Source organism: bacterium (assembly GCA_023230585.1).
In the GTDB taxonomy this organism is placed as follows: Bacteria; Ratteibacteria; UBA8468; order B48-G9; family JAFGKM01; genus JALNXB01.
In genome coordinates this window covers 1-7,350 of sequence record JALNXB010000077.1, presented here as the reverse complement: position 1 = coordinate 7,350, position 7,350 = coordinate 1, and the positions used below count along the sequence as shown (strand labels likewise).

The following is a 7,350-nucleotide window of genomic DNA, read 5'->3' as shown; positions in this document are numbered from 1 at the left end:
TTATTGGCTTCTGCTTCCCACCCTACCCCAATATACCATCGAGGACCTGGGATAGTTGAACAAGATGCAGAAAGTTGGTGGGAATCTTTAGTTTTAGCTATAGAAAAATTACATAAAAAAATAGGTTGGGACCCAAAAGATATTGAGGCAATTGGGGTTAGTAGCCAGGGAGGCACTTTTGTTCCCTTGAGTAAAGATATAACTCCCCTTATGAGCGGAATCACCTGGTTGGATAATAGAGGTAGAAGCGAAGCTGAACAAATCTCTCAAAAAGAGGAATCAAACTATTTTTATCTTAAAACTGGTCATAATTTGAAAGGATGGTCACCGCCTGCTGTATTAAAATGGATATCTGTGAACCATCCTTCTGTTTCCCAAAAAATCGATAGGATTTCTTTTGTTGCAGACTATATTAATTATAAACTTACTGACCGCTTTTTTTTAGACCCAACATCTGCACAGATGAGTTGTATATATAATATTAACTCTGGGTTCTGGGATGAAGATATATTAAGAATATCTGGGCTTGAAAATAAGAATCTTCCAGAACTTCTTAACTCAAATCAAGTTGGTGGTACTGTAACAAAAAAAGTTTCTCAACAGATAAACGTTTTAGAAGGAACGCCTGTTGTTTCAGGTGGGCACGACCAATATTGTGCTTCCCTTGGAGCTGGTGCAACAAAAAGCGGAGATTGTCTGCTCTCCTGCGGGACTGCTTGGGTTCTTTTAATTACATCTAATAAGTTAACTTTTCTTTCAAAGAAAGGATGGACCCCCGGAAGAAATACCCAAAACAAAATGTTTGGGCTTATGTCCTCTATAGGAAACGCTGGTATTATTTTGGGGTGGATGAGAAACAATTTAAAAATTGATAATTTTGACACCGAATTGCCTCTCAATGCTGAGGTTATTCCAGATTTTTCTCTCGGTGAAGGTGTAATTAAAAATATTAGTTTGTCCACAACAGGAGCTGAAATTTATCAGGCAACTATAAAATCTCTTGTGATGAGACTTCATAATAGACTAAAAGATATTGAAGAAGTTAACCCTGTCCATCGTCTTTTTATGGTTGGGGGCGCAACCAAAGAACCGCTTCTTCCCAAAATGGTAAAAAACCTTACAGGGAAGGAGGTCGTTATTTCCGATGTTCTCGAATCTGCAGGTAAGGGAGCAGCCCTTCTTGCTTTGAATAGAACTTAAAAAGGAGACTAAAGTGGTAAAAAAAATCAAAGTATTTTTATTTGTAACATTTGGTTTGCTTGTTAGAGTATCAGCATCAGAGATTTTTCCTATATCTATAGATGATGTTTCTGGTTTAAACTCGCCCTGGCCTATTGTTGCAAGTCTTCCTTTTTCGCAAGGCGAACTGAAAGATGTTAATTCTATTAGAATAGTTAGTGGTGGCAAGGAAGTTCCTTCTCAAATAGATGTTACTGCAACTTGGAGAGACGGAAGTATAAAATGGGCATTGGCTGGGTTTACTGATTCACCTAAGAAAGAATATATGGTTGAATATGGTGCTAATGTAAAGAGAGGTAACCACCCAAACCCCATAAAAATTACAAAAGAGGTAGACGGTGGCTATTCTGTTGATACTGGTGTAGCGGTATATCAGTTTGATAGCGATAAACTTCTTTTTGAAAAGGGTTGGTTGACAATAAATAAGGTTAAAACTCCTTTCCTTGACAAATCTGGTGATGGTGCTTACCTTGTTGATAACAATGGGCGAGTTGCTCGTATATCAGGGAAATTATCTGAAGTAAAAAATAATGTTCTTAAAGAAGGCCCTGGTAGGTTTGTAGTAAAACGTTCTGGTTGGTATGTAACAGAAACTGGTGAAAGATTGGCGAGAGGAGAAGCGTGGTTCTATTTTTCTTCAGGTAGCCCTTACGTTAAGATTACCCATTCGCTTGTTGTGACATCAGACACAAATAAAGTATGGTTCAAAGATTATGGGTTTCAGTTTAAGACTGTTTCTGCTCCGAAAGATATGTATTGTGCAATTGAAGAAAACAGTAGAGAAACTGTAAAAAAGTATAATTTACAGAGTAGAGAAATTTTTATGCTTCAAGACCAGTTTCCACATTTTGCTGAAACAGATTTTAGAGGAGTAATAGGGACCAATGATAAGGTTTTAGAAGAGGTTGGTAAAGTTGGGGATTGGGCTTATGCTGACTATAATGATTTTGGTATTAGTATTGTTATGCCTTGGCTGGCAGAGCGGTTTCCAAAAGAAATTTCTTTTGGAGAAAAGAGCGGTAGAGCCGTTTTATGGTCAAGTAGGAGTGGTAGAGAATTAGATTTTCGTTCTAAAACTCTTGCAAAAGAATATTGGCAAAGTTGGGTAGAAAAAGGTAAAGGCTCCCCTGGGTTTGATAGACTTTCACGAATACCTAATAATGCTCAAGGTTCTGCGCATACCCACGATATTTGGTTCTTGCCTATAGTTGAAAATAAAGGTTTAACAGAATTGGTAAAACAAACTTCAACTGCTGGGTCAAGAGTACCACTTGCTATGGCTTCACCAGAACGTACTTGTTTAACTGAGGCTATGGAATTTCCAATGTATCACAAAGATACTAAAAAATTTCCCAGAGAAGAAGAATATATCTCTGATTGCTGGGATAGGTTTACTCTTTCTGATAAGGTGTTCCCTATGAAGGGGTTTATCAACTGGGGGCATTGCCCATATTTAGGGTATCATAAATCTGGTAAACAATGGGTAGCCAGTTTTACTTCTTATGGGAATATTAATAGTTATAATGTTAGACGAAACGTTTGGCACTTGTACGCAAGAAGTGGTGAAAGAAGGTATTTTAAATATGGACACGCTTTAAATAGGATACTTGGAGATTTTGGAATTGCTCACTGGGAAGCGCCCGGTAAACCGTTTGGAAGTTTCACCCGACAACTTGCTCCATTAAGCGCATACCCACACTATTGGGGAAATTTTCATAGAAAGTTTGATATGGGTAACAGTTCAAGCGATATTGGAAATTGGCTTATGGAGTATTATTTAACTGGAAACGAACAGGCAAGAGATGTTACTGTAATGGTTGGAGAATCCATAAAAAGACTCTGGAACCTTAATGAAGCTTTAGATGAAAGCAAAACATTGTCTTTTCTGGCTTTAAGAATTCTTTCTATCCTTTATATGAGAGAGTGGGATCCAGATTTTCTTAAATTATCAACTGAGTTAGCACATTCTCTTATAAATCTTGATAAACAGACAGGTGTTGAACCAAAGTATATGAGTTATTTTGATGCTATGTATAAAGACCAACGACATACATTAGACCTACATTTTTATTATCAAGCAACCGGTGATGAACTTGGAAAGAAAGCTTTCCTCAAAATTCTTGACCACAGATATATGTATAACCGTAATGAAAAAGCTCTTTCATACTTTAATACCTCTGCTTTTTCTTATGCTGTCGCCTATAAAATAACAGGGAATGAAAATTATAGACGGTTGGCTCAGGAAACTCTTGTTGACTCGATGAATGGATTTTCTTCTCCCCTTTCTAAACAATTAAAGACAATGGGTTCTGACCCTTCTAAATGGCATACTTTTCCTAATCTGGGTAATCCCATCCAAACCCATCCGTTTCTTGGTATACCAACAGTCCTTAAAATGATTGCTGAAAAGGGTTACTCTGAAGATACTTTTCCTGTTCTTGTTAAAACAAATGGTATTACCAAATCAGATCTTCTTTTTGAACACAAAAAAGGAGAAAAAACAGAGATAAGTATACTATATTCAACAGTATTAAACAGTGGACTAAAACCTTCTGTTTATAACTACCCTCCCGGTACAAAAAGGTCTCCTTTAAAGGGAATTACCTTAAAAATTGAAGAAAGAATATCTGGGATGGTTGAAGAAACATTAAATAGACCTGTTTCAAATGTTAGTCACTATAATGCCAAGGTTTCTGTCCCTGCAAGTTTTGAATCAGGATTATATACAATTTCTTTTGATAACACTACGTCTTATATGGTGTTAGATTCAACAGCAAGGAAGATTGGATTATACTCTCCAGATGGTTTTTATTCAGCAGCTGTGTCTGGCAAAGGCACACCTTTAGGGATGTATAAACCTTTCTTTTTTAAGGTACCTGAAGGATTAAAATCGCTTGAACTGTTTCTTGGAGGTCCTCAACGAATATCTGGACCTAACGGTGAAGAAATACTAAAACCAGATAGAGCAAATGTTGGATATGTCTCTATACCCGTTAAAAACAGGTACGGATTTTGGAATATAAATGTGAGCTCAAACCAGCCAGCGTATTTTTTTAAATTTTTAAATATTGAGCCGGTTATATCTTATGCTACTTCCGAAACCTATCCTACTCAGGTAGGCGAAAAACCTTTAAGTGAACCTATTGTGTTACCTAAAGTAGAACCTACTATGGAATTTGTTGAAGGTGTTTCAGGGAAAGCCTTACAACTTACAGGTAATAAAACCATACGTTTCCCGCGAGGCGAAGAGAAAGGTGATAATAGTTACACTTATTTTCCTGGTTATGAAGGCACAATAGAGTTCTGGTACCGCCCTAACTGGTCAACACAAGATATTGTTCTTCCAAAGGCAGACGAGTTTCAACTTAGGTCGTTCCTTGAAGGACCTCATATACATCTTGGGTATAGACACGGGGTTAGGGTAAATGTTTCAACATATTTTAGCGATATCATAATGGAAATTTTAGGAACTTTTCCGGGTGCTGAAGATTTTCGTAGTTTCCTTAAAGCAAAATCTCTTATAGGTAGAGAAGAACACCATCTTTTTAAATCTGGTTTATGGGAACATATTGCTTATGTATGGGCATATAAACCAGTAGAAAAGGCGCTCCCAGATACACCTGTTTATGGTGACCTTAAATGGCCTTCAAGGTGGCGTTTTTTTGGACCTGTAGATAGAGAAGACCCAATTTTGCCTAATGAAATATTAAATTCTTACCCAAGCACTATTGAAGTAAAAGGTAAAACATTCAAAGCAAAAGAAGTTTCTGTATTTAATACAAGATACGATTTCCCTGCAATGCTTAAACAAGAACCTACTGGTAAAACTGTATATGTGTTTTTAAAAATTTATTCACCTAAACAACAAAAGGTTACTCTTGGTATGGGGGCAGATTGGTGGATGCAGGCTTGGTTAAACGGTGAACTTATACACGATACAACAGAAACTTCAAATAAAGTTTTTCCTTTCTCTATTTGGAACCATATGGTTGATACAAACCTTAAAAAGGGTGACAATATTCTTGCGGTCAGGTTTATACGTGGCGGTGGTTCAGTTTTAGCCCTTGGTGGACCCAGAGAATTAAAAACTCCTGAAGCCTCTACCCTCAAATGGGAATTTAATATATATGTCAACGGAAAAAGATTAGACGCTTATAGAACCCCTTCAAGAGACCGTTTTCTTAGAGCGCCTGGGGATAAACTAAAAGCTTGGCAATCAAAATGTGATTTTATTAATCTTGCAAATAAGAATAAAGATATCGTTATAGGTCCACTTGAAGGAACCATTGACCTACTAAGAATATCTGATGTAGTTAGGTATAGAGAAAATTTTGTTCCTTCAAAAACATTTAAAAAAGATAAAAACACAAAGGTTCTATTTCAATTTGACGGAGACTTGAAAGGAGTTTCTCATTTTGAAGAAGAAGGTGTTTTAGCAAAATAATTAGTAATAACAATTTTAATATAAAGTATTTTCTCTTTTAAGGGGAAAGACTTTGGCAATATGTATAATCCCTCAAAAAGGAGGAGGGGAAGGAGATTAAGATGAAATATTGGGCAGATGTTGATATAAATAGTGTTCCTAATATGAAAACAGTTCCACCAGGACCTAAGTCTGTCGACTTTCATAACCGCGCAAGTTGTTTTATGAAAGGGTATTCAAGTCAAGTAAGACTTTTCCCGGTAGTCTTTGATAAAGGATATGGTTCTACTCTAACTGATGTTGATGGAAACACTTATTTAGATTTTTCTTCGGGTATTTATGTAACAAGTTTGGGACATTGTCATCCTAAAATCAGTGAAGCTGTTGCAAAATATGCTAAACAATTGATGAATTGCCACGACTTTACTACCCCTATAAAGACAGCGCTTCTTGAAAAACTTGCTTCTGTAACTCAAGGAGACCTTAATGGAATTCAGTTGTATGATAGCGGAACAACTGCTGTTGAAGCTGGTTTAAGAGCCATAAGGGCTGCAACAGGAAATTTTGAATTTATCTCTTTTCATAAAGATTTTCACGGAAAAACTATGGGAGCTGTTAGTCTTGCAAGGGTAGATAAAACTCAAGGAATGCGTGCTCCAGGATTTTTCCTTGTTCCAAGAGCTTACTGTTATAGATGTGCTTTTAAGATGAATTACCCTGAATGTAATCTTTATTGTGCTGACTACTTAGAAACTGTCATTAGAGAAGAAACCTCAGGGCAGGTTGCTGGAATAGTAATGGAACCAGTTCAAGGCTGGGCAGGTTCTGTTGTACCTCCTGATGGTTGGATACAAAAAATTAAAAAGATTTGTTTAAAATATAATATTATGTTTATGGCAGACGAGGTTTTGACCTGTATGGGTAGAACTGGCAAAATGTTTGCTATGGAACATTGGGACACTATACCTGATGTTGTTACTCTCGGTAAATCTTTTGGAAACGGTTTTCCTATAACTGCTATGATTATTTCTGATAAATATAAAGATAGCCTTGAAAAAATATCTGCTTCTACCAGTTATGGAGGAAACCCTATGGCTTGTGCGGCAGCGCTGGCTTCGCTTGAAGTTATCGAAGAAGAAAATCTTTGTGCACGTTCTGCCGAACTTGGAGATTATATTTTAAAGTTGTTGCAAGGGATAAAAGATAGGCATTCTATAGTTGGGGAAGTGAGAGGTCTTGGCTGTCTTCTCGGGATAGAGTTGGTGAAAGATAGGGTAACCAAAGAACCGTTTGAGGAAGCTGGTAGAATGGTCTATCAAAAGGCTTTTGAGAAAGGGCTCGCTTGGGTTCCTGCAGGACATAACCTACGGCTTTCTCCACCAATTATTATGAGTAAGGAGTTGGCTAAGAAAGGTATTGATATTATCGAAGAGGCAATAGCTGAAACAGAAAAAGAATTAAAGGGGTAAAAAAGTATGTGGTGTCTACTCACTCTAGGACTACGGCGCATACAACCTCCCCTTTTTTGCCCTCTACCCTTGGGGGAGAGGGATCAAGGGTGAGGGGGTCTTTATGCAGGCGAGGAATAACGAAAGACGTAATGATACAAAATTAGACTCCCCCTTATATGTCATTCCGGACTTGATCCGGAATCTCGTTTTTCACGTTGCGCTTACTACCAACGTGGG

The 7,350-nt window shown here is 37.3% G+C and carries 3 protein-coding genes; all 3 read left to right on the top strand.

Features of this window, described 5'->3' with window-relative positions:
• On the top strand, nt 1-1,200 hold a 1,200-nt coding region (locus M0P98_08775; GenBank protein MCK9266942.1), incomplete at its 5' end, for an FGGY family carbohydrate kinase.
• 13 nt (nt 1,201-1,213) lie between these two features.
• Complete coding sequence (locus M0P98_08770; GenBank protein ID MCK9266941.1) at nt 1,214-5,683, top strand: hypothetical protein; 4,470 nt, start codon at nt 1,214-1,216, stop codon at nt 5,681-5,683.
• A 101-nt stretch (nt 5,684-5,784) separates the two neighbouring features.
• Nucleotides 5,785-7,131, top strand: a complete 1,347-nt coding sequence (locus M0P98_08765; protein ID MCK9266940.1) for an aspartate aminotransferase family protein — start codon at nt 5,785-5,787, stop codon at nt 7,129-7,131.
• Nucleotides 7,132-7,350 lie beyond the last annotated feature (219 nt).